General features: G+C 66.0%; 19 protein-coding genes and 1 tRNA gene. 5 read left to right on the top strand and 15 right to left on the bottom strand.

Annotation, left to right across the window (positions count from 1 at the left end; translation table 11 throughout):
• The first annotated feature begins 14 nt into the window (after positions 1–14).
• Entirely contained in the window at positions 15–1241 is a 1227-nt protein-coding gene (locus ACLD0U_RS06660) for an alpha/beta fold hydrolase (RefSeq protein WP_242522213.1), read from the top strand.
• A gap of 13 nt (positions 1242–1254) precedes the next feature.
• Here ACLD0U_RS06660 and ACLD0U_RS06665 read toward each other — a convergent pair whose 3' ends face one another.
• From ACLD0U_RS06665 to ACLD0U_RS06675, 3 genes are all read right to left on the bottom strand, one after another.
• Entirely contained in the window at positions 1255–2268 is a 1014-nt protein-coding gene (locus ACLD0U_RS06665) for a YihY/virulence factor BrkB family protein (protein ID WP_410340139.1), read from the bottom strand.
• Positions 2269–2346: 78 nt separating this feature from the next.
• Positions 2347–2955: a hypothetical protein gene (locus tag ACLD0U_RS06670; RefSeq protein ID WP_410340140.1), complete on the bottom strand. Its 609-nt coding sequence runs from the start codon at positions 2953–2955 to the stop codon at positions 2347–2349.
• Between the two features lie 65 nt (positions 2956–3020).
• Positions 3021–9440 (bottom strand): GEVED domain-containing protein, encoded by a 6420-nt coding sequence (locus tag ACLD0U_RS06675; protein WP_410340276.1) that lies wholly within the window; start codon positions 9438–9440, stop codon positions 3021–3023.
• Between the two features lie 658 nt (positions 9441–10098).
• Here ACLD0U_RS06675 and ACLD0U_RS06680 point away from each other — a divergent pair.
• Positions 10099–10857, top strand: coding sequence for an MIP/aquaporin family protein (locus ACLD0U_RS06680; RefSeq protein WP_410340141.1), 759 nt, complete (start codon positions 10099–10101; stop codon positions 10855–10857).
• A 152-nt stretch (positions 10858–11009) separates the two neighbouring features.
• On the top strand, positions 11010–12524 hold the full coding sequence (glpK, locus tag ACLD0U_RS06685; RefSeq protein WP_179410699.1) for a glycerol kinase GlpK: 1515 nt from the start codon (positions 11010–11012) through the stop codon (positions 12522–12524).
• Between the two features lie 390 nt (positions 12525–12914).
• Here glpK and ACLD0U_RS06690 read toward each other — a convergent pair whose 3' ends face one another.
• The 6 genes from ACLD0U_RS06690 to ACLD0U_RS06715 all read right to left on the bottom strand — a co-directional run bounded on the left by ACLD0U_RS06690 (position 12915) and on the right by ACLD0U_RS06715 (position 16919).
• The gene (locus ACLD0U_RS06690; protein WP_410340142.1) at positions 12915–14162 is read right to left on the bottom strand and encodes an MFS transporter; all 1248 of its coding nucleotides are present in this window, start codon (positions 14160–14162) and stop codon (positions 12915–12917) included.
• A complete protein-coding gene (locus tag ACLD0U_RS06695; RefSeq protein ID WP_410340143.1) occupies positions 14155–14805 on the bottom strand; it encodes a winged helix-turn-helix domain-containing protein in 651 nt (216 codons plus the stop codon). The genes ACLD0U_RS06690 and ACLD0U_RS06695 overlap by 8 nt, the downstream gene beginning before the upstream one ends.
• Positions 14806–15004: 199 nt before the next feature.
• Positions 15005–15688: a hypothetical protein gene (locus ACLD0U_RS06700; protein WP_410340144.1), complete on the bottom strand. Its 684-nt coding sequence runs from the start codon at positions 15686–15688 to the stop codon at positions 15005–15007.
• Entirely contained in the window at positions 15685–16005 is a 321-nt protein-coding gene (locus ACLD0U_RS06705) for a PadR family transcriptional regulator (RefSeq protein WP_410340145.1), read from the bottom strand. Before ACLD0U_RS06705 ends, ACLD0U_RS06700 begins: the two co-directional genes overlap by 4 nt.
• A gap of 271 nt (positions 16006–16276) precedes the next feature.
• Positions 16277–16350, bottom strand: a tRNA-Ile gene (locus ACLD0U_RS06710).
• 29 nt (positions 16351–16379) lie between these two features.
• Entirely contained in the window at positions 16380–16919 is a 540-nt protein-coding gene (locus tag ACLD0U_RS06715; RefSeq protein WP_410340146.1) for a gamma carbonic anhydrase family protein, read from the bottom strand.
• A 140-nt stretch (positions 16920–17059) separates the two neighbouring features.
• On the opposite strand from ACLD0U_RS06715, the gene ACLD0U_RS06720 reads away from it, so the two are divergent.
• A complete protein-coding gene (locus tag ACLD0U_RS06720; RefSeq protein WP_179410697.1) occupies positions 17060–17545 on the top strand; it encodes a Dps family protein in 486 nt (161 codons plus the stop codon).
• Between the two features lie 68 nt (positions 17546–17613).
• On the opposite strand, the gene ACLD0U_RS06725 is transcribed toward ACLD0U_RS06720, so the two are convergent.
• The 6 genes from ACLD0U_RS06725 to ACLD0U_RS06750 form a co-directional block, all read right to left on the bottom strand.
• A complete protein-coding gene (locus tag ACLD0U_RS06725) occupies positions 17614–19101 on the bottom strand; it encodes an amidohydrolase (RefSeq protein ID WP_410340147.1) in 1488 nt (495 codons plus the stop codon).
• Positions 19098–19739 (bottom strand): FMN-binding negative transcriptional regulator, encoded by a 642-nt coding sequence (locus tag ACLD0U_RS06730; protein ID WP_224817907.1) that lies wholly within the window; start codon positions 19737–19739, stop codon positions 19098–19100. The genes ACLD0U_RS06725 and ACLD0U_RS06730 overlap by 4 nt, the downstream gene beginning before the upstream one ends.
• A 39-nt stretch (positions 19740–19778) precedes the next feature.
• Positions 19779–21257 (bottom strand): alanine/glycine:cation symporter family protein, encoded by a 1479-nt coding sequence (locus ACLD0U_RS06735; protein ID WP_179410695.1) that lies wholly within the window; start codon positions 21255–21257, stop codon positions 19779–19781.
• Between the two features lie 91 nt (positions 21258–21348).
• On the bottom strand, positions 21349–22362 hold the full coding sequence (locus tag ACLD0U_RS06740; RefSeq protein ID WP_179410694.1) for an Fpg/Nei family DNA glycosylase: 1014 nt from the start codon (positions 22360–22362) through the stop codon (positions 21349–21351).
• Position 22363: 1 nt separating this feature from the next.
• Complete coding sequence (locus tag ACLD0U_RS06745) at positions 22364–22882, bottom strand: ribose-5-phosphate isomerase (RefSeq protein WP_206549706.1); 519 nt, start codon at positions 22880–22882, stop codon at positions 22364–22366.
• Positions 22883–22918: 36 nt separating this feature from the next.
• Positions 22919–24112, bottom strand: a complete 1194-nt coding sequence (locus ACLD0U_RS06750) for a ferrochelatase (protein WP_206823935.1) — start codon at positions 24110–24112, stop codon at positions 22919–22921.
• Between the two features lie 156 nt (positions 24113–24268).
• On the opposite strand from ACLD0U_RS06750, the gene pepN reads away from it, so the two are divergent.
• A complete protein-coding gene (gene pepN, locus ACLD0U_RS06755) occupies positions 24269–26821 on the top strand; it encodes an aminopeptidase N (RefSeq protein ID WP_206820430.1) in 2553 nt (850 codons plus the stop codon).
• The last annotated feature ends 59 nt before the right edge of the window (positions 26822–26880 follow it).

Consider the following 26880-nt stretch of genomic DNA (forward strand, 5'->3'; position numbering starts at 1 on the left):
CAACTGTCCGCCGGATGCAGGATCTCACCGTCGCCGAGCATCGGTTGACGGTTCCGCTGGTATGGGCGGATGCCGATGACGAGCGCACTCTTGAGGTGTTCGCCGCAGTGATCTCGCGCCCCGGCGGAGAGGACCTGCCGCACCTGGTCTTCCTGCAGGGTGGTCCGGGGCACGAGGCTCCTCGCCCGTTTCACGCACCGTCAGCGCCGGCCTGGTTGGACACAGCGCTGCAGCACTTCCGGGTCGTCATGCTCGATCAGCGCGGCACCGGACGCTCCACGCCGGTCAGCGACGACCTGCTGTCGCTCGGCGATGAGCGCGCGGCCGAATACCTGACCCACCTGCGCGCGGATTCGATCGTGCGCGACGCCGAAGCACTGCGCGAGGCTCTGGGCATCGAGCGGTGGAGCCTGCTCGGCCAGTCATTCGGCGGCTTCACGACGCTGGCGTACCTCTCCACCGATGCGTCGTCGTTGCAGAGCGTGTTCATCACCGGCGGGCTCAGCACCATCGACCGCCACCCCGATGAGGTGTACGCGCTCTGCTACGAGAAGATGCAGACAGCATCCGAGCAGTACTACCGACGCTTTCCCGAGCATCGCGAGCGGATGCGCGCGCTGGTCGATCTCGCCGCCGCAGGCGAACTCGTGCTGCCCGACGGCGAGATCGTCTCGGTCTCGCGGCTGCGCTCGGTCGGTTCGGCGCTGGGCACCAACGATGGCTGGCAGACGCTGTGGTCACTGCTCGAGCTCGACCCGCGCACGAACGCGTTCCGCTACGACCTCGCTGCGGCGATGCCGTACGGCGGCCGCAATCCGCTGTACTACGTGTTCCACGAGTCCAGCTACGCCTCGGGGCAGGCGACGCGGTGGTCGGCAGAGCGCATGACGCCCGTCGCCTTCGATGAGGACCCCACTCTGTTCACCGGCGAGCACATTCAGAGCTCGTGGACCGAGACGGTTCCGGCGTTCCGGCCCTGGCGCGGTGTCGCCATGCGTCTGGCTGAACACGAGTGGCCGAAGATCTACGACGCGGAGGCGATTGCGGCGTCGGGCGTGACCGGGGCTGCCGCTGTGTATCTGAATGACGTCTACGTGCCGTACGAGTTCTCGATGGAGACCGCACGGCTGCTGCCCGGTGTGCACCCGTGGGTGACCAACGAGCACGAGCACAACGGGCTGCGTTCGGGACCCGTGCTGCAACGTCTGATCGACATCGCTGACGGCCGCGCGGTGCGCTGACGCCGCGCGGCCGTCAGCGGCGCGAGCGTCGCAGACGGCGGGCGGCCTGCTCCTCCTCGACGTCGCGGGCCGCGGCTCGTTCGATCCGCTCGGTATCGCGGAGCGCGACCTGCAGGTCGCGCTCCGCGGGAATCCCCGCGCGCAGTTCGCGCACGCGCTCCAGTTCGGCGTCGAACAGCGCTCCGAGTAGGAGCGCCATGTTTCCGATCCAGAGCCACAGCAGAAAGATGATCACGCCGGCGAACGACCCGTAGATGCGGTCGTAGTCGGCGAAGTTGCTGACGTAGAAACCGAGACCGGCGGATGCTACAGCGAACACAGCCACCGCGATGATCGCGCCCACGCTCACCAGCCGGAAGTGCGCGTGGGCGATGTTGGGCGCGAAATAGTAAAGAATCGCGATGATCAGTACCACCAGCAGGACGAGAACGGGCCACCGCGCGAAACGCCAGGTTTGGAGTGCCAGGTCGCCGACACCGAAGGTGCGACCGAGCGTTTGCACGAGAGGCCAGCTGAGCGCCGCGACACCGCCCGCGGCCGACACCAGCGCGAATACCGCCGCCGTCACCAGCAGGTGCACAGGCTTGGCCTTCCAGGGCATCCGCCCTTCCGGCACACCGTAGATGCGATTGATCGCCCGTCCGAGCGCTGTGACGTAGCGTGCCACCGACCACAACGCGATCACCAGTGCCGAGACGAGCACCCACCCCGACCCCGCGGCGGTCGCCGCCTCCTGCAGCGGGCCATCGATACCGGCGTACACATCCGGGGGCAACATCTCGCGTGCGGCATCCAGCGCCGCGCGCATACCGTCATCCTTGTCGCCCGCCAGGCTGATCAGTGAGAACACCGCGATGAGCGTCGGCACGATGCTGAGCAGCGCGTAGAAAGTCTGCCCGGCTGCGGCATCCGGCGCGGCCGTGCGGAAGAAGCCGCGCGCGACGCGTCTCAGGATGAGACCGGCCGCGTCACGGCGACCTGCATGGGCTGATCCGGTCGCTCGTCCCGCCTTCTGCTCACGACTCATCTCATCAGTGTGACGTCAGGATCGCGCCTCGCAAAGTAGCACGATGAGCAAGCCCTTGTCTTACGCCCGGCACCCTTCCTATACCTGCACCTCAGCGCGACGCCGCCGCAGCAGCAGAATGAGCGCGATCGCGACCATCGCGAGCACGACCGCCAGCCCGGTGCCACCCCAGAACAGCACGGTCGGCCATGAGCTTGCGACGGTCTGCTCATCATCGACGCCGTCGATCAGGTCAGCAGATGCAGTGCGCACGAGCGGGCGCGTCGAATCACCGAGGTAGACACTCAAGAGCGCGGTCGCACGCCGCTCGCCGACGGGAATGTCGCCGACTGTCACGGGGATCTCGATCGCCGTCGCCTCTGCCGCGGCGAGCGTGAGCGACCAGGTCACCTCGTTGTCCTCGACCTCAGCGCCAGCGAGAGATCCGACCGTCACGAACTCCGGTGGGGTCAGCACCACCCTCACCTGCAGCGCCTCACCCCGGTTCGTGATCTCAGCGCTGTAGGTGAGCTCGTCCCCGGCGCCCAGGGACTCCACGCCGCTGGTCAGCGTCACCGCGATGCTCGGCGTGGCTTGCTCGTCGGCCGCGGCGTGGGCGGCACCGATCCCGGTCGACCCGAGCATCGCGAGCAGGAATGTGAGTACGGCCGCACGGGAGACGACCCTTGGGAGATGTGTGAGTGACATGTCACGGATTCGGTGACGGGTGGATCCTTCGGGTTCCACCCGTCACCTGTCCTTTCGCTTCTCGATTATGCGGTCGTGTTGTGACGGCGGCTACCGAGGAGCAGAGAGAGTCCGGCGAGGATCGCAAGCGCCGCGATCCCCAGCCCGCCACCCAGGATCCACGGATTCATGCCCGTGGTCGCCAGGGGCGGTGCGCCAGGAACATCTATCTCCGTCAGCGTCCGGCAGGCATCCAGACAGGACTGTCCGTCACCGGGAACGACCGAGTTGACGAGTTCCCGGTCCCCGGACGCGGCTTCGTTGACCGTGACGCTGTACGAGATCGTGACGACCTCGCCGACGGCGAGCGGACCCGACCAGTTGAGCGCCGGCTCGGCGTAGGTCGCACCGGCCGTCGCGTCGTGGTTGTAGGTCGCGTCGTCGAGCACCTCAGAGAGGTCGTCGGCGAACGACGCGGGCGCCGCCTCGGTGTAATCGACTGCTCCGGTGTTCTCGATCTCGATCGTGTAGCTCACAACCTGGCCGAGCCCCGTCGAGGTCGCGTCGACGGTCTTGGTGACGACGTAACCGCGCACCGGAGTGACAGTAGTGCACGACCCCTCATCGAGGCACGCACCGCCGACACCCGGGACTACCGCATTGACCAACCGGAGATCTCCGCTGCGCTCTTCCGCGACTGTCACTGAGTAGGTGACGATGACGCTCTCCTCTACAGGGATCGTCAGAGCCCACGAAAGAACCGGGTCGGCGTACATCGCGCCGTTGGATGCGTCACCGTTGTACGACGCATCATCGAGGACGTCGGAGAGATCATCGGTCAACTCGGCCGGGTTCTCCGCCGTGAACGGCAGGGCACCCGTGTTCGTCACGACAACCGTGTAGGTGAGCACCTGACCGCTGCCGACCGTGCTGCTCGAGGCCAATTTGTCGACGGTGAAGGAGCGAATCCTGTCCGTGGTCGAGCATTCCTCCGCCGACTCGCAGCCGCCGCCGACACCGGTGGGAACGACCGCGTTCGTGAGCACACCGTCGCCATTCCCGGCAGCGAGAACGGTCACCGAGTAGCTAATCTCGACCGTTGCTCCGGTGGCGAGAGCACCCGACCACGTCAGCGCGTCGCCGACAACGGTCGCGCCGGCGGATGCATCGTCGTTGTACGACGCATCATCCAGCACCGCAGACAGGTCATCGCTGAACGACGCCGGCATCGCATCGGTGTAGTCGACAGCCCCGGTGTTCGTGAGCGTGATCGCATACGTGACCACATCCCCCTCGGTCACCTCTCCTGCGGCCGAGGACGTCTTCGAAGCCGTGTAGGCCCGCAGCGCATCCACTGTCGAGCACTCGCCGACACAGGTCCCGCCGTTGCCAGGCACGACCGCATTCGTCAGGATGCCATCGCCATCACCAGTCGCGTTGACAGTCACCGAGTAGGTGATCGTCGTCGTGGACCCGGCCGCGAGCGGCCCCTCCCAGCGGAGTGTCGCGGCATCGACCGACGCCCCCTCTGTGGCGTCCTCGTTGTATGTCGCATCATCGAGCACGGCCGACAGGTCATCGCTGAACGAGGCGGGGTCGGCGTCGGTGAAGTCGACGGCGCTGTTGTTGACCACGCTGATCGTGTACGTCAGCACGTCCCCCTCAATCACCTCGCCAGAACCCGACGAGGTCTTCGAGACCTGGAACTGACCGATACGAGTTCCGGTGGTGCACGTGCTCTCGGGGTCGCACCCGCCACCCGGAGACGTCGGGACGACGATGTTGCCGAGATTGAGGTCGCCGGCCGCTGCGCCCGGCTCACTCACGGTGACCGAGTAGGTGATCTCGATGGTCTGGCCGACGGCAAGCGGCCCCTCCCAGGCGAGCGTCGTAGCGGAGACAGTGGCTCCGTTCGAGGCGTCATCGTTGTACGTCGCGTCGTCGAGGACGTTCGCGAGGTTGTCGTCGAAGGAAGCCGGCTCGTCGTCGGTGTACGCGATCGCGCCGGTGTTGGTGACGGTGACCGTGTAGACGATGACGTCGCCGGGCAGCGCGGTGACGGCCGAGGACGTCTTCGCGACCGTGAACGACCCCGAGGGCACGTTCTCGACACATGCCGGGTCGGTCGATCCGGACGCGCAGTTTCCACCGTTCTCGGTGACGACAGCATTGTTCAGCTGGCTGTCCCCGGTGATCGGATCGTTGACGGTCACGGAGTACGTGACGGTGACGGCCTCACCGACCGCCAGTGCGCCTTCCCATGACAGCTCGGGTGCGGTGTATGTGGCGCCGCCCGTCGCGTCGCCGTTGTAGGTCGCGTCGTCGAGCACCGCTGACAGGTCATCCGTCAGGGTCGCCGGATCGGCGGCCGTGTAGGCCGTCTGGCCGGTGTTGACGATCTCGAGCGTGTACGTCACCGTGTCACCGGGAGTCACGTCGGTGGCATCCGCGGTTTTCGTCACGGTGAACGACTGCACCGGGGTGATCGCCTCACACACCTCTTCGGGGTCGCACGATCCGCCCGGACCAGTCGGGAAGACAACGTTGGTGAGCACGTTGTCTCCGCTGTTCGGGGCGTTGACGGTCACCGAATACGTGATGTCGATCGACTCGCCGACCGCCACCGCCCCCGACCACGCGAGCGTGTTGCTCGTGATCGTCGCGCCGTTGGTCGCGTCGCCGTTGTACGTCGCGTCGTCGAGCACCGCCGAGAGGTCGTCGGTGAAGGATGCCGGAGCCGCGGCCGTGTAATCGACCGCACCAGTATTGACGACCGTCACCGTGTAGGTGATGGTTCCGCCCAATTGGACGGACGTCGCCGACGCCGACTTCGCAACGGTGTACGACTGCACATCGGTGGTTGTCGAGCATCCACCCGCTGCGTCACATGATCCGCCGATCCCGGTCGGGACGACCGCGTTCGTGATCTCGTTGTCACCGGTGTTCGGCGCATTGACCGTCACCGAGTACGTGATCGTGATCGCGTCTCCGGCTGCCAGCGCGCCCGACCAGGACAACGTCGGCTCGGCGTAGATCGCACCGTTGTCGGCGTCGTCGTTGTAGGTCGCATCGTCGAGCACCGCGGAGAGATCATCGGCGAACGAGGCCGGATTCTCGGGGGTGTAGTCGACGGTGCCCGTGTTGGTCACCGTCACCCGGTAGGTGATCGTGCCGCCGGGCTCTGCGGTGTCGGCTGAAGCCGTCTTGACCACGGTGTACGCCTGCACCGCTGTGACCGTGTCGCAAGCCTCAGGCTGGCATGCGCCGCCGGGGCTCTCCGGGACGACCGTGTTGGTGAGAACGCCGTCGCCGGTCATCGGGTCGTTGATCGTCACCGAGTAGACGATGGTGATCCGCGATCCCGCAGGGAGTGCCCCCTCCCACGAGAGAGTGCTGCCCGCAACCGTCGCACCGTTCGTCGCGTCATCGTTGTAGGTCGCATCGTCGAGCACCTCCGACAGATCGTCGGTGAGCGATACCGGGGCGTCCGCCGTGTAGTCGACCGCACTGTCGTTGTCGACGGTGATCGTGTAGGTGACGGTGTCGCCGGGCACCGCACTCGTCGCAGACGACGACTTCGTCACCGTGTGGAACTGGAGCGGTGTGACGGTGCTGCACTCGCCCGCGGAGCACTCGCCACCGGGGCCGGTCGGAATGACCGTGTTCTTGAGCGAGCCATCGCCGCTGCGCGGATCGTTCACGGTGACCGAGTATGCGATGGCGACGGTCTGGCCGACGGCGATCGGTCCCGACCAGCTCAGGTTCGGGGTGGTGAAAGCCGGTGCCGGCAGAACGGTTCCGGGCTGGCCGACGACCGAGGCGGTCGGTGTGCCGGAAAGAGTCGCGTCGTCGAGCACCGCCGACAGATCATCGCTCAACGTCGCGGGGGTGGCGGAGGTGTAGGCGGCGGTGCCGTCGTTGGTGATCGTGAGTGTATAGGTGACGATGTCGCCGGGACTCACGGTCTCGGGTGTCGACGCGGCGATACCCTTCGACACTGCGTAGTGCCGCACCGGGTTCTCGGTGGTCTCGCAACCGGTGGGCGGGCAGGTTCCGTCACCCGTGCTGAGAACGTTGCTGAGCATGTGGTCGCCCTGCTCATCGAACGCCTTGACCGTCACGGTGTAGCGGACCGTCAGCGTCTCACCGACCGGCACCTCTCCTGTGATCGCAAGCTCATCGTCGGCGAGTGCGGCAGTCAGACCGTCATCGGCGATCGGCCCTGCGGTCATCTCGGCATCGTCGAGCACATCGGTGAGTGTGTCGAGCGCGTCGACAGCTGCAGGAGCCTGGCCGACGTTGGTGAACGACAGGGTGTATGTGAGCTCCTGACCCGCGACGACGGCCGTACCGTTCGCCGGGTCGACCGTCTTGCCCGTCTCGAGCGCGGCTGCGGGGATCTGCACGACGTCACACGCGGCAGCCGGGTCGAGAGCATCGCTCTCGGGCACGCACACGGTGTTGACGAGCACGTTGTCACCCGCCGATGCATCGTACGTCACCGTGTATCTGATCGTCGCTGAGTCACCGGCGCCGAGTGCTCCTTCCCATCTGAGCTCGGGCGCCGAGAACGAGACGTCGCCCGACGTCGCCGAGGCGTCAGCGTTGTACGCCGCGTCATCGAGTACAGCCGACAGATCATCGACGAAGGTCGCCGGGCGAGCATCGGTGAAGGCACCGGGGCCCTCGTTCGTCACGACGATCTCGTAGGTGACGCTCGTCCCGTCCGTCGGCAGATCAACCGTGTCGGCCGACTTCTCGACTGTGAGGCGCGGCAGAAGGTTCTCGGTGGCCGCGCAGCGCTCACCGGTCGCCTCGTCGTTGCCGTCGTCGTCCGTGGAGTCACAGGTCGGGACGTCCGTCGGCGGTGTTCCCGGGGTCGGAGGTGTCTCGGGCTGCCAGGCGACGTTGCGCACAATGCCGTCGCCGCCGCCCGCAAGGGTCACCGTATAGGTGATGGCAACCGACGCACCCGCCGGCAGTGCCCCGCTCCACGACAGGAAGCCGGGATCGAGGTACGACGGTGTGCCTGCAACGGACACCGTGGCGTCATTGTTGTACACCGCGTCATCGAGAACGCCCCGGATGTCGTCAATCACAACGGCGGGGTTGAGAGCGGTGAAGGCCGCAGTGCCCGTGTTCGTCGCCGTGATCGTGTACTCGATCACGTCGCCCGGGCGACTGGTTGTCGTCTGAGTCGTGGTCTTCTCGATCTCAAGGGCTCGGTCTGCGAAGCCGACCGGGTAGTCCTCGACCTCTCCGGCGGCGGCGGAGCCGCTCGGCAGCGGAGCGGCGATGGCGCCGGTGAACAAGCGGAAGCGGGCGAAGGTCTCGCCGGAGGGTGCCCCCGCGGGGAACGTGAGGGTGTGCTCGGCCGTGCCGCTGCCGGCGGGGATGCCGATCGTCGCGAGCTCGCTCGAATCGAACGTGCCGCTGTTGTCGAGGTCTATCCAGCCGGCGAGCGTAGCCACCTCGTCGGTGTCGTTCGTCACGACGAGGCTGACGTCGGTCGGCTCGCCGGGAACGACCCCGACCGAGCCGACGAGGCCGTCCTCGTCCGCGATACCCGTGGTGTCATCGCCATCGGCGCCGGGACCGGGGCGTCCGTCGAGTTCGGCGTCGATCGTGGTGCCGAGGGTGAGGCCGTCCAGCAGCGCGTGGTTCGGGCCATCCTGCTCGACGGTTGTTCCATAGCTGTCGGGGGCGTCGCCCCAGTCCGCGCAGAGCGGAGTCGGCACGACCTGGGCGTTGAAGCCCTCGGCGGTCCAGTAGCTCTTGATCTGCACGATGATCGTGTTCGCACCGGTCAGCCAGCTGTTGTCGAGCACGGTGGTGGCTTCGTTGCCCGCACGGAAACCGGGGTGAAAGTAGGGATTCGTCGGGCTCTGGGGCAGGTTCGCGCCCGTCTGCGAAATGCCATTCACCCAGACACCCGCGACGCTGTTGTCGGCGAACCACTTCATCGTGAGCGCGAACGCGTCGGGGTTCACCGTGTCGTCGAGAGCGAACTGGAATCGGTAGTACCAGTCGCCATTGCCCTGTGTCTGGTTCCCCCCGCCAACGCCGTTGAAGTTCGCGCTGATCCACTGCGCGTTGGCGCTCGGGCTCTGTACCCATGCGTGCGGAACGACATTTCCGACTTCAGCGTCAGCCCAGAGCGCATCGGACGGAGGCAATGACGTCGCCGAGGGCGGGACGGTGCCATCCGGGTGGAAGAAGCCCTCCTCACCGCCGGCGACCTGCCAGTTCGCGTCCATGGCGCCGGCCGGCAGCGCGCCACCGGTCGCAGCGTCGTAGCCGGTATTGAAGATGTTGGGATCCGAGGTGCAGGTCACGACCGGAAGCGCATCCTCGGCGGCCCGAGCCGGCGAGGCGACGGCGAACGACGCGGCCGAGGTCATCCCGACGACGAGCGTTCCGACGACGACTTGTGCGAGCGCACGAACCAGATTGGTGCGTCGTTCCTCGCCGACATGCCCGGATCGATCCGGACGGGTCCCCCACATTCGAGACACGATGCTCCCTCTTCATTCTCACGCAGACCGCGCGTCGGATGACCAGCCCGCAAGCAGGGAGAATCCCCGCCCCCGATTTCCGACAGCGCCTCCCATCCAACCGAAATATCGGTGCAGTACTGCGCTGATCCCGCAAAATACCCCTCGAGATACCCACTCGTCGCTTCCGATGATCATCCGCACCGTTCCGGCGCCTGCGACCCAGGCTCGATCCCGGTCCGCGCATCGCAGACGAAGCCCGCGAGCGTGGCGATAGCTGGTGCACGAATGTGCCCGTTCCGCGTCGAAATGACGGCGCGTTCAGCGCCGAACGGGCGCCGCACCGTCGCACAAAGGCGTGTCGTGCACGTTCGTGCATCAGAATTGCGGTTCTGTGCAGCGGCGCGGCATGGTTTCGAGAACAGTCTCGAAAGGTCCGGAATGAACGAGCATTCAACGACGACACGCTCCGCCGCACAGCAGTTCCGCGACCGCACGGTCACCCTCCGCGGCGAAGCGCATCGCGCCGCCCCAGCGAAGGGAGGTGCGGTCATCTCCGCGTGAGCGGTTGCTCACACCGGCGCCTCGTCGTGCGGGCTCCATCACTACTCATTTTTCTGCCTCTTCGACGTGCCCTGACGGCATCGGGGAGGTCAAACTCGAAAGGTCAATGACGACAGCTATGGACGTCAATCTCGGACTGTACTTCCTATCCGAAATGGTGGGCACGGGCATGCTCGTGCTGCTCGGTTGTGGTGTTGTGGCGAACGTCGCCCTCGCCAAGACGAAGGGCAACGCCGGCGGCTTCTTGATGGTGAACTGGGGCTGGGGCCTCGCCGTGTTCGCGGGTGTTCTCGTTTCGGCGTACTCCGGCGCAATCCTCAACCCCGCCGTCGGGATCGGTCTGCTCATCGCGGGCACGATCGACACGACGATGTTCTTCGTCGCCTTCGCCGCTGAGATGGTCGGCGCGATCATCGGCGCGATCCTGTGCTGGGTGGCTTACAGGCAGCACTTCGATGAGGAACCGGAGGCGGCGAACAAGCTCGGAGTCTTCTCGACCGGACCGGCGATCCGCTCTTACGGCGCCAACTTCCTCACCGAGGTGCTCGCGACGTTCGTGCTGGTGTTCGTCATCCTCGCGTTCGCGGACTACGGCGACGTCAACGTCGGCGTGCCCGGCGGCCTCGGCCCGCTGACCGCGCTGCCCGTGGCGCTTCTCGTCGTCGGTATCGGTGCGTCCCTCGGTGGACCGACCGGCTACGCCATCAACCCCGCTCGCGACCTCGGTCCGCGCATCGCCCACGCAATCCTGCCGATCAAGGGCAAGGGCGCAAGCGACTGGGGCTACGCATGGGTCCCCGTGGTTGGGCCGCTCGTCGGTGGTGCAATCGCCGCGTTCGCCGCTCCCGCGCTACTCTCCCTGTAATCCTCAGGTTGGCTGGAGGACGACCCCCGTGCTCCAGCCAACCTCACGCCCCCGCGTGGGGCCGCGACAGTTGCTCGGCCAAGACTTGCCGAGTCCGATCCAACTCTCCACACGGCGACGCAGAGAGGCGCCGCCACATCGAAAGGAACTCCATGTCCAAGTACGTCATCGCCATCGACCAGGGCACAACGTCCAGTCGTGCGATCATCTTCGATCGCGCCGGCTCGATCATCTCGGTCGGTCAGAAGGAACACGAGCAGATCATGCCCCAGGCGGGCTGGGTCGAGCACGACGCGGCAGAGATCTGGCACAACGTCCAGGAGGTGATCGGGGTCGCCCTCGCACGGGCTGATCTCACGCGTCACGACATCGCCACGGTCGGCATCACCAACCAGCGTGAGACCGCAGTGGTGTGGAACAAGAAGACCGGCGTACCGGTCTACAACGCCATTGTCTGGCAGGACACCCGCACCCAGGACATCGTCGACCGCCTTGCCGCTGACGGTGGAACCGACCGGTTCAAGGACGTCGTCGGACTTCCGTTGGCGACCTACTTCTCGGGCACGAAGATCGCCTGGATCCTCGAGAACGTCGAAGGAGCCCGCGAGGCTGCCGAGGCCGGAGACCTTCTCTTCGGCACCACGGACTGCTGGGTGCTGTGGAACCTCACCGGTGGCGTCGACGGCGGCGTTCACGCGACCGATGTGACCAACGCCTCGCGCACGCTCTTCATGGACCTCGAGACGCTGCAATGGCGCGACGACATCCTCGAGGTGTTCGGGGTTCCGCGCTCGATGCTGCCCGAGATCAAGTCGTCGTCCGAGGTCTATGGCTACGCCGAAGACTCGTCCCTGCTGCGTGAGACGCCGATCTCGGGCATCCTCGGCGATCAGCAGGCAGCCACCTTCGGACAGGCCGCCTTCCAGGCCGGTGAGTCCAAGAACACCTACGGCACCGGTTGCTTCCTGATCTTCAACACCGGAGAAGAGATCGTTCACTCCAAGAACGGACTCCTCACCACGGTCGGTTACAAGCTCGGCGACGCCCCGGCGCACTACGCGCTCGAAGGGTCGATCGCTGTCACCGGATCTCTGATCCAGTGGCTCCGCGACCAGCTCGGCATCATCGACGAAGCACCTCAGGTGGAAGAGCTGGCCGCCAGCGTTCCCGACAACGGTGGTGTGTACATCGTTCCGGCGTTCTCGGGCCTGTTCGCCCCCTACTGGCGCCCCGATGCGCGCGGCGCCATTGTCGGACTGACGCGCTACGTCAACAAGAATCACATCGCCCGTGCGGCCCTCGAAGCGGTCGCCTTTCAGACCCGGGATGTCCTCGACGCGGTCAACGCCGACGCCGGCGTTGACCTCACCGAGCTGAAGGTCGACGGCGGAATGGTCGCCAACAACGCCCTCATGCAGTTCCAGGCAGACGTGCTCGGCGTTCCGGTGGTTCGCCCGGTCGTCGCGGAGACCACCGCACTCGGCGCGGCCTACGCGGCTGGACTCGCGGTCGGCTTCTGGAAGGGCCTCGACGACCTCTCCGCCAACTGGCAGGAAGACCGTCGATGGGAGCCCGCCATGGACACCGACGAACGCGACCGCCAACTGCGCAACTGGCGCAAGGCCGTCACGAAGTCGATGGACTGGGTCGACGAAGACAGCAAGTAGTCCCAACCTCAGAGGAACGGAGCCCCGCGGACACCATGCCGCGGGGCTCTTGCCTTAGGGGCAGAAGCCAACACGACGAATCCACGCACGCTCTCAGCGATCCGCTCCACCATCGCGCGTCCCTACCTCATGTGCTTGCGCCACTAGAACTGGCTCCTGGCCACACGCACCTGCCCGCGTGGATGGGACCGCGGTTGGCCCTCGTCGGACTACCGTGTCCTCCACGACTGTCTCCCCCTGCCATCGCCGCCTTCGGCCCACCCCGCGATACTGGCGCCCTTCCTCGGTGATTGACGGAGTGAATAGCTACGTCGGCCTCTTTCTCTGTCTGAGCACACGAGTGCTATGACGTCTCCATCCAAGTCCAAGGACTCCGAATCCGTGGCGTCATCAGCGTGGACGACGCAGCCGTCCTTGGATGCGCGATGACTTCGCTCGGTTCCGAAGCGGCATGCTCGTTGCAAGGGCTAGAGCTGCGCTGATCAGCGCAAGGGAAAGCGCGATGAGTCTGTAGTCGACCACAGTAATGAGGTAGGCGCCGAGGGCGATGCTAGCTAGCTGCGGCCCCGTCGTCAGAAGCTCAAATGCTGAGAAGACTCTCCCCTGCTCGTTTGCGGCTGCAGTTGATTGAAGCAGAACCAGTGACGATACGACGACCATAGCCACGCCGCCTCCCACCAAGATCGCTCCGAGGTAGATGACCGGTGCTGCGCTCGATGTCCATGCGCCTGTTCCGATTGCAAAGAGTGCAAGAGAGAACGCCGCTGCTTTGAGAGAGCCGAGGTGGGCAACGATTCGCATCGACAGCACTCCGAATGTGATCGACCCTATGCCCATCACCACTTGGAGCACTCCCATCCACTCCGAGCCGGCGTCGAGTCCCTGTGAGACAACGGACCAGCGGATGGACTCACTGACGCCGGCTGAGGCCATGAAGACGCAACTGACCGTGCTCAAGCGCAAGAGCGCTGGATCCCGAAAGATGAGCGCAAAGCCGTCAAAGAACGTTCGGCCGAACACGGCCGGTGCTCCACCTTCGGCACGCTTGCCGAGCGAGTCTATTGGAGTGCGTGGGAGCAATGAGATCAGGATCGCAGCCGTTGCAGAACAGGAGATCTGGGCGACAACGACGGTCTGAGGTCCTGCGAGGACAAACAACCCTGCCCCAAGTGCGGGAGAGCCGAGCTTGAGAGACTCCAATGTCGCTCGAAGCAGCCCGTTCATCGCAGGCAGCTCCTCCGTGGAGGACAGTTCTACGAGCTGGGCGGACTGCGCGGGTTGAATCGCCATGGAGATCATACCGTTGACGAATAGCACGACGTAGATAATGGCTACCTGATCGGGCTCATGGACAAAGAGCAAGGGAAGCACGCAAGCTGCGCTGGCAAAGTTCAGCAGGATGAGCGTTTTGCGGCGAGAGACTCGGTCGACGATTGCTCCCGCAAGAGGTGAAAGTAGCGTGGGCAGAAGCGCGAACAGGATGGTCAGCGCGGCGCCCGCATCGCTTCCCGTGAGCTTCTGCACCCAGATCCCCGCGCCGAGCAGCATCATCGAGCGCCCGAGGGAGCCGGCCGCATGAGACCCCAGAAAGATGAGGTACGGCCGATTGTGCAAGACTCGCGCGATCGGCCTACTCACTGGGTTCCTCCGCTGCCGGGACAGCGAACAGGATCACCTCGATGGGGCGACTGCCGCGGGGCCGCAGCTCCGGATTCTGTGTTCGCTCGCCTACCTTTGACTTGTACGCCTGCACAAGTCGAGTCAGATGTGCGCTGAAGTCAGCCAGCTCTTGTTTGGTGAGGTAGAACGGGGACCGTGATGTCGTCGAGGCCTCGTCCCAGCTCGAGTCGATGTAGGCAAGAGAGAGCACGGCGCTCCTCGCCTGCTCCAAGAAACGGTCAAGGACTGCCTCGTACATCCCGACCGGGTCGCTCTCATCGCGGAGCACGGCTGATGGTACCCGCCAGCGCTTTTCGATGAGCTTCCACGTTCTGCGCCTGCCCGGCCCCGTCTCGTGAACCTCCACCATCCCGTACTTCGCAAGCTGGCGAAGATGAAACGAGCACGTGGTGGCGCTCTCGCCGATCGCCTCACCGGCGTCAGTCGCGGACAACGGCCCCAAAAGGAGTGCATCGACGAGAGCCATCCGCACGGGATGACTAAGACCACGCAGCGTCTTGATATCAGCCGCCATCCGCGAAGATCTCGCCCCACCGGCATCCCGCAGTTGAGTGTTTTCCGTCCTAACTCGACGAGATCCAAGTTCTTGAGGTTGCTCCATGCCCGAAGCCTAAGAGCAATCGCTCAACCGTCACAGCACAGCTCTCGAAAGACCTCTATCGAAAGCAGATCCCCCTGGAGCGTAGAGGCTGCGGTTGGTTTGTCTGCGTCTTAGACGTGGGTGAGCCGTCGTGTGAAGATCAGTGAGACAAGGGTCTTCAATCACAGAAGCGCGGGCTCCAGACAGGACAAGCAGTGCCTCACACCGACGCCACGAACACCTTTCGCTGCTCGCCACGACGCATCAGAAGCACCGTGACGATAGCCGCCACTGCAACGAGCACTGTGGCGAACATAGGAAAGACGAAGAACACGGCGAAGCTCCCGCCGGCGAGGACGATCAGCCCAAGAACAGTAATGGCGAGTGCGGCAGGCATCCCCTTGAGCGCAGGTGCGATCAAGACGGCCAATGCACCGCCGTACAGCAGAACTGACGCACCTAGCGAGATCAGCAGTGCTGGGTTCGGGATCCACGCGCCGTCGACTCCGGCATACCAGAGCTCGGACGTGAAGCTGGTGGCGACCGCACCGAGGACGCCCAGCAGCACGGCCAGCCATCGAACATGCAAAACGCGCGACGATGCCTGCGCGGCGCACGCTACCGCAAGAATGGCGAGCGCCGGCACAATCCCCACAAGAGCGATGCGCGCGTACGATTCTGGACCATCACGGAAACCGGGGCTTGCAATGAAGGCGACAGCTACGGTCGATACAACAGCGCTCAGCACCGCCAAGACAACGGGCACCACCCAGCGAACCCTGAATGTTGCAGCCATGATTGATTCCTTCCACGCCCGCTCTGGGCGATCGTGTTCTGCATCGGCGAGCATGTCCCGCAGGACGCGATCGTTGGGCATCTCCACGGTGCGGGAAGGGAGATTCATGCAGTTGCCCCTCTCGAGCCAAGGGATCGCATCGCGATCTGTGACCTGGTGGCCATCTGACTCGCCTCTTCGGCGAGGGCATCGACGCCAGAAGGAGTGAGCATGAAATAGCGCCGTACGCGCCCGGCCACGATCTCGTCGCCAGCCGGGGCGACAAGGCCCGCGCTCTCCAACTTGTTCAATGCCGCGTACATGGTGGCCACACCAGGCCTCCGCCTGGTCATCCGCTCAACCTCTTCGATAAGCGCGTACCCGTGCCGCCGAGACGGCGCTAGAGCCGTCAGGATGTCGAACTGCAGTCTGGTCATCTCCGCCATGGCTACACATTACAGAACAGACATATTCTTGACAAGAAGAATATGTCTGTTCTATCAGTCAATCAGTTGCGCTTGCCGGTGATCCAGCCAGCCGCGCTCTTGTTGCGCTTCCACATCGCGGGTTCCACTGAGAATCAAATCCAACGAAGCCCCGCGGCAGACGTTGTACTGCCTCTTCCCGGATGCGGTCGTACACGAACGTTGCAGGCGCATAGCCAAGTCTCGAATGGACCCATTACGCCGAAAGCAAAAACTCGAGCAGAGGGATTTGTAGGGCGGGCGGGACTTGAACCCGCGATCGTTGGGTTATGAGCCCACTGCCTTCACCAGCTTGGCCACCGCCCCGAGATCTTCCAGCCTAGCGGTGCCGACGGTCAGTGCGGTGCGACGGCGGTGGCGTGAGTCGTGGTGTGCGTGAGATAGATCTCGGCGTTGCGGATCAGCCCGGCGCGCTCGTCGTCAGTCAGGGCACGACGCACCTTTGCGGGCACGCCGGCGACCAGGGAACCGTCTGGCACTTCCGTGCCGCCGAGCACGACCGCTCCTCCGGCGATCAGGCACCCTTTGCCGATCACGGCGCCACTGAGCACGACGGCTCCCATGCCGATCAGTGATCCGTCGCCGATCGTGCAACCGTGCACGACGGCGTTGTGGCCGATGGAGACGTTGTCGCCGATGGCGGCCGGATGCCCGGAGTCGACGTGCACAGAGACGTTGTCTTGCACATTGCTGTCGGCGCCGACCGTGATCGGTGCCGAGTCGGCGCGCAGGACGGCGTTGTACCAGACGCTGGCACGCGACCCCAGGGTGACCGCGCCGACGATACGCGCACCGTCAGCGACGAAGGCATCGTCGGCGAGGGCGGGTGTGCGGTCGGCGAGAGCGATGACGGAGGCTGCGGCTGAGATGGTCATGTAGGTGAGACTACCCTCAGAACCGCGGAATTCCGCGGCTGAACAGGCGTGTAAGCCTTGCCTAGGCTTGCTTGCGGAATGGTTCAGGGTGAGTAGCGTTGTCTTCAGTGGACACCGGAAACCCACGCAGGAGGAACACGATGACCGATTCGAAGACCATCCCCGCCACCGCCGTCGACCCCACCGTCGCAGCGGCAGCCGCCCAGTTCCTGTCGCCGATCGTGCACAGCATGCAGGCTCTCGTGGTCAACGGCAAGCAGGCGCACTGGCACGTGCGCGGTGCGAACTTCGTCGGCGTGCACGAGTTCCTCGACACGCTCGTCGCGCACGCGATGGACTTCGCCGACACGGCCGCGGAGCGCATCGTCGCCCTCGGCCTGCCCATCGACGCCCGCGTCGCGACGGTCGCCGCCAAGGCAGCGCCGACGCAGGTCTCGGCCGGATTCGCCGGCTCGGACGACCTCGTCCGCGCAGTGATCGCCGACATCGATGCCGCCCTGGTCGAGATCAAGGCCGCTGTCGAGGGCCTCGACGAGGTCGATCTGACCAGCCAGGACGTCGCGATCGAGATCCAGCGCGGTCTGGAGAAGGACCGCTGGTTCCTCATCTCGCACATCGCCGCCTGACACGCACAGACGCCGACGCCCGCCTCGTGGTTCCACGAGGCGGGCGTTCGCGTCTCTGGGGCCGCCCCTCAGCCCAGGTGCGTCAGGCGTCCGCCCAGCAGCGTGGCTGCGACGGGTATCCGACGCAGGCTCTCCCGGTCGGCCGTCAGCGGGTCCTCGGAGCAGATGACGAGATCCGCGGTGCCGCCGATCTCGAGGTCCGTCATGCCATGGCGACTACTGGCGCGCAACGCCGTCCCGATCGGTACCTGTTCCTCGGGATGCCACGGAGCGCGCTCGTCCCCCGTGCGGTGCACGGCGGCGGCGATCGTGACCCACGGGTCCAGCGGTGCCACGGGGGCATCCGACCCGAATCGCACCGCGACATCCGCACTCAACAGCGAGGCGACCGGATGGCTGATCGCGCTCTGGTGCTGCCACAGCGAGCCGACGAGGTCGCGGTCATCGACCGCGTGCGTCGGCTGCACGCTCGCCACGACGCCCAGTCGCGCGAAGCGCGCCAGATCGGCGTGACGCACGAGCTGCGCATGCTCGATCGTGCCGCGCGCCTGCGTGTAGGTGAACGCGTCGAGGGCGGATGCCACCGCACGGTCGCCGATGGCGTGCACGGCCACCTCGATACCGGCGCCGGTCGCCGTCGTCAGATAGTCGCGCAGTTGCTCGGGGTCGATCGTGAACTCCCCGAAGTTCTGCGGGTCGTCACCGTACGCATGTGAGCAGGCCGCGGTGCGGGTGCCGAGCGACCCGTCCGTGATGAGCTTGAGCGGCCCGACGTGCACCAGATCATCGGTACCGCCGAGGATGTTCCCCGTGCGCAGCCCGGCGTCGATCGCGCGCTGCAGGTTGGCCGCGTAGAAGGCGAACTCCACCCGGTGTGCATCGAATCCGGCCTCCGCCCGCCGCTGCCACGCGTCGGCGTTCCACGCCATGTCGAAGTCGACGATGCCGGTGACTCCGCGGCTCGCGGCGCGCTCTCCGGCGCGGCGCACGGCGGCATCCGCCATCGCGTCATCTGCCGTGTTCAATCGGCGCGAGATCTCGAACGCGTCCTCTTCACGCAGCATCCCGTCGGGTGTCGGGGCGAAGCCCTCCCGGCGGAATGCAGCGGAGTTGAGCCAGACGCTGTGCACGTCCATGTTGATGAGGTAGGTCGGCCGGTCGGCGCATGCCGCGTCGATCACCGCCAACGAGGGCGCATCGAGCCACAGCGCATCACGCATGCCGGCTCCGACGACCCGACCATCCGACAGCGGCGCGGCCGCGCCCATCAGACGGGCGGCCTCCGCAGCGCTTCGCACCTCGCCGAGCTGCACCCGTTCCGCATCGAGCGCCCACTGCACCGTGTGCACATGGTGGTCCCACAAGCCGGGCAGCACCCGGCTCCCGTGGCCGTCCAGCACGACGCCATGGGCCGCCAGGTCACCGGTCGGGGCGATATCGGCGATGCGCCCGCGCTCGATCATCAGGTCGACGGGCTCGTCGCCGAACGCGAGCGCAGCGGGGCCGGTCAGCCGCACAGCACGCACGACGTCGATCCGGTCGCCACGCGCCGTCACGAACGGTGCTCCACGCGCGCGATGTGCGCCCGACGCATCTCAGCTGCCAACGCAGCGTCTGCGTAGGGCCCGTCGCCCTCCAATTGCTCCAGCACCCGCTCGACCGTCTCAGGCGGACGGTTCTGACTGAGCTTTCGCTTAGCGACAACCTTCGTGGGTGTGAGCCGGAAACCCACCGTCCCCGCGGCCAGCCGCTGCACGTACGCTTCATCGTTGGGCGGCGTCCACATACCGCGCGGATCCGCCAGGCGGCTCTCGAACAGGGCGGTCATGCGCTCCAGCACCCGCAAGTTCTCTTCGTCCGAGAGGATCTCGGGGACCCCACTCAGATGCACCGAGACGAAGTTCCACGTAGGCACGCCCGCAACATCGCCGTACCAGCCCGGCGAGATGTAGCCGTGCGGGCCCTGGAACGTCACCAGCAGCTCGCGGGAACCCAGCCCATGAATCAGGTCGTCCGGGCGCCCGACATGACCGACGATCGTCAGGTCGTCGCGGTCCTCATCGAGAAGGATCGCGTAATGCGAGGCGACGAGCCCGTCATCGCCGTCACTGACGATCGTCGCCCACGGGTGGCGCTGGATCACCCGACGGATCTCGGTCGGGTCGGTCATAGCGAAACTGGGATTCTGGCGCACCGTCCCAGCCTATGACCGACCCGACCGATCGGGATCCGACTACTTGCCGCCGACGACCCGGATCGCCTGCGTCTTCCAGTTCTCGTACGAAGGATCGCCCTGCATGAACGCCGCAACCTGCTCGGGCGTGGCCGTCAGCTTCGGGTCGTTGTCGAGATACTTCTTCGTCTCGCGTGCCACCAGCCCCGACAGCACCAGCAAGCCGATGAGGTTCGGCAGTGCCATCAGGCCGTTCATCACGTCCGAGAACGCCCACACGACACCGAGCTGCACGGTGCAGCCGATGAACACAACGAGCGAGAAGATGATGCGGAACGGGATCACCGCGCGACGCCCGAGCAGACGCTCGATGCTGCGCTCGCCGTAGTACGACCATCCGAGGATCGTCGAGCTCGCGAACAGCACGAGACCGACCGTCACGATGTAGTGCCCCCACTCGCCCGGCAGACCGTGCGAGAACGCCTCACCCGTCATCAGAGCGGGGCTCATCTGCTCACCGGTCTCAGGATCGGTCATGTTCCACACGCCGGTGGTGATGATGACCAGGCCGGTGAAGGTGACGACGATGATCGTGTCGATGAAGGTCTGCGTCATCGACACGAGGCCCTGACGCACCGGGTGGCTGGTCTTCGCCGCCGCAGCCGCGATGGCCGCCGACCCCATGCCCGACTCGTTCGAGAAGATACCGCGCGCGACACCGAACTGCACCGCGATGATGATCGCCGAACCGGCGAAGCCGCCGACGGCGCTGGTACCGGTGAAGGCATCGGTGAAGATCTGCGCGAACGCCGCGGGCACACCGCTGATGTTGGCGATCAGGATGTACAGGGCGCCGAGTACATAGAAGATGATCATCACGGGCACGAGTCCGGCGGTCACGCGACCGATCGACTTGATGCCGCCGACCAGCACCAGCAGCGCGAAGATCGTCAACGCCAGACCGGTCACCCAGGTGGGAACGCTGAAGCTGTTCTCGAGGTTCGCCGAGATCGAGTTGCCCTGCGTCATGTTGCCGATACCGAAACTGGCGATCACGGCGGCGACGGCGAAGAAGATCGCGAGGAACTTGCCGAAGCCGTTCGGGATGCCGCGCTCAAGGTAGTACTGCGGACCGCCGTTCTTCTCGCCGGCGGAGTCGGTGGTGCGGAACCGCACGCCCAAGAACGACTCGGAGTACTTCGACGCCATACCGACGAGCCCAGTGATCCACATCCAGAACAGCGCACCGGGGCCACCGATTCCGATCGCGGTCGCCACGCCGACGATGTTGCCGGTGCCGACCGTCGCTGCCAGCGCGGTCGTCAGCGCCTGGAACTGCGAGATGTCGCCGTCGGCTCCGGGGTCGCGGCGTGTGAAGAGCCCCAGCCGCAGTGCTGCGCCGAGTCGCAGGAATTGGATGCCACCCAGGCGGATGGTGAGGTAGAGCCCGGTGCCGAGCAGCAGCGGGATGAGCACCCAGGGTCCCCAGATGACACCGCTGAGCCATCCGAGGAAACCCTCGATTTCTGACAGGTCCATGTATTCTCCTGACGCGTCGTTGCGAGTGGATGACGCCATCCTATTCACAGCCGACGCCCAGGCCTACTCACAGACGACGATCAGGTTCCCGTCACCGCTGACAGGACGGACACCAGTAGAGCTTGCGCGCTCCGATCTCTTCCAGCGCGATCTCGGTACCGCAGACCCGACAGGGCAGGCCCGCCCGATGATAAACCCAGTGACGGTCGTCACGACTCGCCATCGCGGCGCGGTAGTCATCGCCCGTCAGACCATCCATGGTCATCATCTGGCCGGTCTCGACGCCGATCGCCAGCAGCCTCACCCAATCGCGCCACAGTTCGCGCACGACCTCCTCGGGCACCTCGCGCCCGGGTGTGTGCGGGTCCAGGCGCGCGCGGAAGAGCATCTCGGCGCGGTACACGTTGCCAATCCCGCTCACCACCGCCTGATCCATCAGCAGCAGGGCGATCGGTGTGGGCTTGCGTCGCACCACGCGCACGAAACGCTCTTCTCCCTCGGCCGGGTCACCGACCAGCGGGTCGGGACCGAGCTTGGCCACCGTCGCCAGCATCTCATCCGGGGTCTGCAGTACGCACGCCGTCGGCCCACGCAGGTCGGCGCAGGTGCTCTTCGTCAGCAAGCGCAACCGCACTTGTCCCACCACGGGCGGCGGCCACTCGTCGCCGTCGTCGGCGAGCCCACGCGTCTGCTCCGACATGCGAACATGCACACGGGCCTTGCGCGGAGCCCCGATGGATCGCAACGAGTTCTCACCGGCGTCGTCGAAGATCGCGTCCTCAGCCGGCTCCGCGTCGAGTTCGGTGCCGCGCTGGTTGGTCTGCCCCATGCGGCCGTTCGCCGATGCAATGGTGGCATCCGCAACGATCTCACCGGCGAAGTCCCACGCTCCGTACAGTCCCAGGTGCACCCGCAACCACACGGCATCCTCGAACTCGAGAAACATCTGCTTGCCGACGGCCATCGCCTGCAGCATCTCGCGACCGTCGAGCACACTCGCGCCCTCGGCGAATCGCCCCTGGGGGCTGGACGCACCCACCGGCAGGTTCACGAAGTTGCGGCTGAACTGCCGAGCGATGCGATGGACGGAATGCCCCTCAGGCATGTCAGGCGCGCGGCCCGTCGGCGGCGCCGGCCTCTCCTCGACGAGGATCGGGCAGCAGCGACCCGTCCTTCTCGAAGTCGGCGATCTGGCCGATGCGTCGCACGTGGCGCTCATCACCCGTGAACGGGGTCGCGATGAACAGATCGATGAACGACGTCACCTCGTCGAACGTGTGCTGGCGCGCGCCGATCGAGATGACATTGGCGTCATTGTGCTCGCGTGCCAGCTCCGCCGTCGATTCGTTCCACACCAGGGCGGCGCGGATGCCCTGCACCTTGTTCGCCGCGATCTGCTCACCGTTGCCGGATCCACCGAACACCACGCCGAGCGCCTCGACACCCGCCGACTGATCGGCGATGACGGCCTGCGCCGCACGAATGCAGAATGAGGGATAGTCATCGAGCGCGTCGTACTCCACCGGGCCGTGGTCGATCACATCGTGCCCAGCGGCGCTCAGGTGCTGCTGCAGGCGGGTCGAGAAGTCGAGTCCGGCGTGGTCGGTGGCGATATGGATGCGCATACCGTCCATCCTACGTACGCCGGACTCTCCCACCGCCTACGGGGCGAGCCCGGCGGCAGCCGGCTTGAAGCCCGCCCGAATGTTCTCACAGCATCCGGGGCGACACACGTCGTACCAGGGTCCAAGACCCGTGACATGGGCGCGCTCGCCAGCCGGCCGGCCTTCCAGGCGCTCCTGCACCAGGTCGACGATTCCCGCAACGAACGCCGGCGAGACGCCGGGCGTCGGCGTACGGGCGAACAGCAGTCCCGCCTCGTCAGCGGCCTCCTTCGCCTCGGTGTCGAGATCCCACAGCACCTCCATGTGGTCGCTCATGAACCCGACCGGCACGACCACGACCGCACTGCGACCGCGCTGCGGGAGCTCGGAGATCACATCGCACACATCCGGTTCGAGCCACGGCTGGGTCGGCGGGCCGGAACGCGACTGGTAGACGAGCTCCCACGGCACATCCGCCGCGGCCGGTGTGAGCCGAGCCACCTGCTCCATCACCCAGGCGGCGACCGCCTCGTGCTGCGCGGCGTATGCGCCGCCGTCGCCCCAGTCCACATCGCGCGGCCCCGAGCGCTGGGCATCCGCGGTGGGGATGCTGTGCGTCGAGAACAGCACGTGAATCGCCTCGGCCGCGATGCCTTCATCCAGACGCGCGCGGACGGCATCGTCGACTCCCTCGACGAACGCCTGCACGAACCCGGGGTGATCGAAGAACGGGCGGATCTTGTCGATCGTGACCACACCGTCGTACTCGGTGCCATCGAGCACACGCGAGAAGTCCTCGCGGTACTGCCGGCAACTCGAGAACGAGCTGTAGGCACTCGTCGCGAACGCGATCAGTGAGGTGTGCCCGTTGCCTGCGGCCTCGGCGACAGCGTCCTCCAGATAAGGCGCCCAGTTGCGGTTGCCCCAGTACACCGGAAGGTCGATGGCACGGGCCGCGAGCTCGGCTTCCAACGCTGCCTTCAGCGATCGGTTCTGCGCATTGATCGGGCTGATTCCGCCAAACGCGCGGTAGTGGTGCGCGACCTCTTCCAACCGCTCATCGGGAATGCCTCTCCCCCGCGTCACATTGCGCAGGAAGGGAATGACATCCTCTTGACCCTCCGGCCCGCCGAAGCCCGCGAGCAGGATCGCGTCGTAGGCGACAGGGGTCTCGATGTGCGGAGCGCCCGCGGCCGCAGCCGGGGACGCATGGGAAACGGCATCCGATTCTGGGGAGTTCACGGGCGCCATGATGGCACCCGCTCCTATGAAACAGCGCGGAACACCGGCGCGCGCGAGCGTCCCTACTGGCGCAACCACGCCGCTGGCGTAGGCTGTCATGGTTGCCGTCGGCGCCAGCAGTGCCGACGCACGCCGACACCCCTCCACCCATGGGAGATAACAGCAGTGCCTGGAGAAAACCTCACTCGTAGCGAGGCGCAGGAGCGCCGTTCCGTCATCGACACGCAGTCTTACGAGGTCTCGCTCGACCTCACGAAGGGCGCCGAGGTGTTCGGCTCCCGCAGCGTCGTGCGCTTCACCGCAACCCCCGGAAGCTACACCTTCATCGACCTGATCGCGAAGGACGTGCGCGAGATCACGCTCAACGGCGAGCAGATCGACCCCGGCCAGGCCTTCGCCGACTCGCGCATCGCCCTCGGCGACCTGCAGGCCGAGAACGTGCTGATCGTCGACGCCGACTGCCTGTACACCAACACCGGTGAGGGTCTGCACCGCTTCGTCGACCCGGTCGACGGCGAGGTCTACCTGTACTCGCAGTTCGAGGTGCCCGACTCACGCCGCGTCTTCGCCGTGTTCGAGCAGCCCGACCTCAAGGCGACGTTCCAGTTCACCGTTACCGCGCCGTCGGCGTGGAAGGTCGTGTCGAACTCACCCACCCCCGAGCCGATCGTGCATGACGACCCGGCGACCGCGACGTGGGGCTTCGAGCCGACGCCGCGCATCTCGTCGTACATCACCGCGCTGGTCGCGGGCCCCTACGAGTCCACGTTCTCCGAGCTGACCAGCTCGTCGGGCAAGGTCATCCCGCTCGGCGTGTACGGCCGCAAGAGCCTGTGGGAGCACCTCGACGCCGACTACATCTTCGACAAGACCCGCCAGGGCTTCGCCTACTTCGAGGAGAAGTTCGGCGTCGCCTACCCGTTCGAGAAGTACGACCAGCTGTTCGTACCGGAATTCAACGCCGGTGCGATGGAGAACGCCGGCGCCGTCACCTTCACCGAGACCTACGTCTTCCGCAGCAAGGTGACCGACGCCGTCAAGGAGCGTCGCGTCGTGACGATCCTGCACGAACTGGCACACATGTGGTTCGGCGACCTGGTCACGATGAAGTGGTGGAACGACCTCTGGCTGAACGAGTCGTTCGCCGAGTGGGCGTCGACCATCGCCACGGCCGAGGCTACGGAGTGGACTGAGGCGTGGACCACCTTCAACGCGATGGAGAAGACCTGGGCCTACCGTCAGGACCAGCTGCCCTCCACGCACCCGATCGTCGCCGAGATCAATGATCTGCAGGACGTGCAGGTCAACTTCGACGGCATCACCTATGCCAAGGGCGGCTCCGTACTCAAGCAGCTCACCGCCTGGGTGGGCATCGAGGCGTTCTTCGCCGGTGTGTCGCAGTACTTCCAGAAGCACTCCTGGGGCAACACCGAGCTCAGCGACCTGCTCGTCGAACTCGAGCAGACCAGCGGCCGCGAGCTGACCGGCTGGGCCGAGAAGTGGCTCGAGACTGCCGGCGTGAACACGCTCAGCCCGGTCATCGCCGAGGACGCCTCGGGCACGATCACGCGCTTCGCCGTCACCCAGACGGCACCGGCCGACTACCCGACGATCCGACCGCACCGCCTCGGCATCGGCTTCTACGACCTCGACGGCGGCGCGCTCGTGCGCAGCCACTACGTCGAGGTCGACATCGACGGTGACCGCACCGAGATCCCCGAGCTGCAGGGCCTCAAGCGTCCGGCCATGGTGCTGCTGAACGACAAGGACCTCGCCTACGCGAAGATCCGCCTCGACGAGCAGTCGCTGGCCACGGCGATCGAGCACCTCGCCGACATCAGCGACCCGCTCGCGCGCTCGCTCGTGTGGGGCGCCGCCTGGGATCAGACCCGCGACGCCGAGACCGCGGCACGAGACTACATCGACCTCGTCCTGGGCAACATCGGCCGCGAGAGCGAATCGACCACGGTGCGCACCACGCTCGCCCAGTTGCAGCTCGCCGCTGGATCGTACGTCGACCCGGCCACGCGTTCGGCGGCCCGTGAAAAGGTGGCCGACGGACTGTGGGCGCTTGCTCAGCAGGCAGAGTCCGGCAGCGACAGCCAGCTGCAGCTGGTGATGGCCTTCGCGAACTCCGCCACCACTGCCGAGCACGCTGGCATCATCGGACGCCTGCGCTCGGGTGAGGACACCCTGCCGGGGCTCGACGTCGACGCAGACCTCTCATGGCAGCTGCTCATCGGTCTGGCCGCGGCGGGCGCCACCGACGCCACGACGATCGATGCGGCCCTCGCCGCCGACAACACGTCCAAGGGCGCCGAACTGGCCGCACAGGCTCGCGCGACCCTGCCGACGACGGCCGACAAGAAGGCCGCCTGGGCGTCGCTGATCGACAACGCCGACCAGCCCAACACGATCGTGCGCTCCACGGCATTCGGCTTCGTGCACCCCTCGGGTGTCGACGTGCTCGGCGATTTCATCCAGCCGTACTTCGACATGCTGCTGCCGATCTGGGAGGGCCGCACCTACCAGATCGCCGATTACCTGGTCGTGGGTCTGTACCCGCGCTCGCTCGCCAGCGTCGAGCTGCGTGACGCCACGCGTGCGTGGCTGTCCGACAACCAGGACGCCGCGCCCGCGCTGCGCCGACTGGTGCACGAGAACCTCGCCGACGTCGAGCGTGCTCTCGCCGCGCAGAAGCGCGACGCCGACAGCTGACATCGACTCTGAGGGGCTCTTTCCGCGTCCAGCGCGCGGAAAGAGCCCCTCACTAGACT

It is taken from the genome of Microbacterium sp. 2216-1 (assembly GCF_046507855.1).
GTDB lineage: Bacteria > Actinomycetota > Actinomycetes > Actinomycetales > Microbacteriaceae > Microbacterium > Microbacterium esteraromaticum_C.

Excerpts from the sequence above, each read along its gene's own strand:
- ACLD0U_RS06660 (WP_242522213.1), top strand. The coding sequence starts at position 15 with ATGCAGGATCTCACCGTCGCCGAGCATCGGTTGACGGTTCCGCTGGTA.
- ACLD0U_RS06665 (WP_410340139.1), bottom strand. The coding sequence starts at position 2,268 with ATGAGTCGTGAGCAGAAGGCGGGACGAGCGACCGGATCAGCCCATGCA.
- ACLD0U_RS06670 (WP_410340140.1), bottom strand. The coding sequence starts at position 2,955 with ATGTCACTCACACATCTCCCAAGGGTCGTCTCCCGTGCGGCCGTACTC.
- ACLD0U_RS06675 (WP_410340276.1), bottom strand. The coding sequence starts at position 9,440 with ATGTGGGGGACCCGTCCGGATCGATCCGGGCATGTCGGCGAGGAACGA.
- ACLD0U_RS06680 (WP_410340141.1), top strand. The coding sequence starts at position 10,099 with ATGACGACAGCTATGGACGTCAATCTCGGACTGTACTTCCTATCCGAA.
- glpK (WP_179410699.1), top strand. The coding sequence starts at position 11,010 with ATGTCCAAGTACGTCATCGCCATCGACCAGGGCACAACGTCCAGTCGT.
- ACLD0U_RS06695 (WP_410340143.1), bottom strand. The coding sequence starts at position 14,805 with ATGGAGCAACCTCAAGAACTTGGATCTCGTCGAGTTAGGACGGAAAAC.
- ACLD0U_RS06700 (WP_410340144.1), bottom strand. The coding sequence starts at position 15,688 with ATGAATCTCCCTTCCCGCACCGTGGAGATGCCCAACGATCGCGTCCTG.
- ACLD0U_RS06705 (WP_410340145.1), bottom strand. The coding sequence starts at position 16,005 with ATGGCGGAGATGACCAGACTGCAGTTCGACATCCTGACGGCTCTAGCG.
- ACLD0U_RS06715 (WP_410340146.1), bottom strand. The coding sequence starts at position 16,919 with ATGACCATCTCAGCCGCAGCCTCCGTCATCGCTCTCGCCGACCGCACA.
- ACLD0U_RS06720 (WP_179410697.1), top strand. The coding sequence starts at position 17,060 with ATGACCGATTCGAAGACCATCCCCGCCACCGCCGTCGACCCCACCGTC.
- ACLD0U_RS06735 (WP_179410695.1), bottom strand. The coding sequence starts at position 21,257 with ATGGACCTGTCAGAAATCGAGGGTTTCCTCGGATGGCTCAGCGGTGTC.
- ACLD0U_RS06740 (WP_179410694.1), bottom strand. The coding sequence starts at position 22,362 with ATGCCTGAGGGGCATTCCGTCCATCGCATCGCTCGGCAGTTCAGCCGC.
- ACLD0U_RS06745 (WP_206549706.1), bottom strand. The coding sequence starts at position 22,882 with ATGCGCATCCATATCGCCACCGACCACGCCGGACTCGACTTCTCGACC.
- ACLD0U_RS06750 (WP_206823935.1), bottom strand. The coding sequence starts at position 24,112 with ATGGCGCCCGTGAACTCCCCAGAATCGGATGCCGTTTCCCATGCGTCC.